Source organism: Polaromonas sp. P1_G1, assembly GCF_056405595.1.
In genome coordinates this window covers 1-404 of the sequence record NZ_JBFUBU010000237.1, presented here as the reverse complement: position 1 = coordinate 404, position 404 = coordinate 1, and the positions used below count along the sequence as shown (strand labels likewise).

The window sequence follows — 404 nt, the reverse complement described above, 5'->3', positions numbered from 1 at the left end:
CTGTGGGTGGGCGGCGTGGTGTTGGGCGCGGGCCTGGGGCTGCTGCAGATGCACACGCTCACCCAGTTTGCCCACGTAGGCGCGCGCCTGGGGCGCGGCCGGGTGTCGGGCCTGAGTGCGCTGGCTGGCCCCTGCGGCGGCTTCATCGGCGGGCTGCTGGGTGGCACGCTGGGCACGGTGGTGGGGCTGCAGGCGCTGTTCCTGCTGTTTGTGCCGGTGTTCTGGTGGCTGGGCTGGCACGCCTACCGCGAGAGCACACGCCCTACGATGTTTTTGATCTAAAGAATCAACTTTTTATTCTTTTGAGTTTTGAAGAGCCGCCTTTAGAGTGCACTGCATTCGCGGCTTTTTCCGCATCTTTCGCAAGCTGGAAAGGCCTGTTTATAAGTGAAATAGGCCTATAG

The 404-nt window shown here is 61.6% G+C and carries 1 pseudogene; it reads left to right on the top strand.

Going from position 1 to position 404, the window contains the following annotated elements:
* Positions 1-282, top strand: a pseudogene (locus tag AC1D1Y_RS26645) (hypothetical protein); the annotation flags it as partial.
* Positions 283-404: the final 122 nt, after the last annotated feature.